Origin of the sequence: Mesorhizobium sp. M7A.F.Ca.US.005.03.2.1, assembly GCF_003997795.1 — a bacterium.
Taxonomy (GTDB): Bacteria; Pseudomonadota; Alphaproteobacteria; order Rhizobiales; family Rhizobiaceae; genus Mesorhizobium; species Mesorhizobium ciceri.
This window is the reverse complement of sequence record NZ_RZRP01001207.1, coordinates 1-1,397: the sequence shown is the minus strand read 5'-3', so window position 1 is coordinate 1,397 and position 1,397 is coordinate 1. Positions and strand designations below refer to the sequence as shown.

Here is a 1,397-nt window from a genome sequence, read left to right as displayed (position 1 = left end):
GGGCTGGTGAACGTCGAGGCGATGTCGGCGTTGATCTGCGCCAGCAGTACGTCCTTCTTGTCCGCATAGCCGGGCGCTGCCTTGGCCGTGATCTCGGCGGCCTCTTCCGGATGAGCCACGACATAGTCGAAGGCCTCCCTATATGCCTTGACGAAGCGGCGCACGACGTCCGGCTTGTCCTTGATCATCGCCTGCGAGGTGAACAGGCCGGAGCCATAGGCTTTCCACCCATAGTCCGCCCCCATCATGATGCTGAGCGAGCCCGGGCCCCCGGCCTTCGCTTCCAGTTCGGGAACCTCCGCATCGATATAGCCGACGACCGTCTGAACCCGGCCAAGCAGCAAATAGCTTTCATAGGGAGGCGAGACGCTGTTCAGCGTCATGTCCTTTTCGGTCAGGCCATTGGCGGCCAGGAAGCCTTTGAAGAAGATGTAGGTGGAACCGGCCGGATGAATGCCGATGGTCAGTCCCTTGAGGTCGGACGGCTTGGTGAGCTTCAGCGTCTTGGCCAGCGAAATGATCCCCAGCGGCGAGTGCTGATTGACGGCTGCCAGCGCCACGACCGGGACATTCTGCGACCGTGCGACGGCAAGCGTGGGAAGATCGCCGAACCCGAAATCCGCGTTCTCATTGCCCACCAGCCGCATCGCGTCCGGCGAGCCGGATCCCTTGCGGATCTCGGCCACATCGATGTCGTTCTTGGCGAAGAAGCCTTTTTCCTTGCCGACGAAGAACATGGCGTGATTGCCGCGCACGACCCAGTCGAGCTGGACGTTGACCTTGTCCGCCGCCAGAGCCGCGTTGGAAAAACCGAGTGCTGCAACAAACGCCGCGAAGGTAGCGGCCTTGATAAGTGAGCGTCTCAGCATTTTTTGTTCCCTTTTATGAATTGGTTGATCGAGCGGGCCTAGGATTGGCTGAATTTCGGCGCCCACGGCACCACGATGCGTTCTAGGATTTCGGCGGCGTAGTAGAAGGCGATGCCAAGCACGGAAACGAGCAGCAGCGCTGCGAAGACCAGCGCCGTGTCGAGCTGGGTCGACGCGAACTGGATGACGTAGCCGAGACCGTCCGACGCCCCGGCGAACTCACCGACGATGGCGCCGATCACGCTCAACGTGGCGGCGATCTTGGTTCCGGCCATCAGGTTCGGCAGCGAGTGCGGAACGCGGATCCTGAACAGAATCTGCGTCGGGCTGGCCCCGACGGAATTCATCAGCGACAGCAGCGAGCGGTCGACCGATTGCATGCCCGCCAGCATCGACAGCGTCACCGGGAAGAAGGCGATGACCAGGATCAGGCCGATTTTGGGCGCCAGCCCATAGCCGAACCAGAGGATGAAGATCGGCGCGAGCGCGACTTTCGGCACGTTCTGGAACAGCACCACCAGTGGATAC

General features: G+C 61.5%; 2 protein-coding genes. Both read right to left on the bottom strand.

Going from position 1 to position 1,397, the window contains the following annotated elements:
• A partial coding sequence (locus tag EN991_RS36295) for an ABC transporter substrate-binding protein (protein WP_164769663.1) occupies nucleotides 1-869 on the bottom strand: 869 nt, incomplete at its 3' end.
• A gap of 38 nt (nucleotides 870-907) precedes the next feature.
• Nucleotides 908-1,397, bottom strand: a 490-nt coding sequence (locus EN991_RS36290; protein WP_164769662.1) for an ABC transporter permease, incomplete at its 5' end; no start/stop codon positions are given.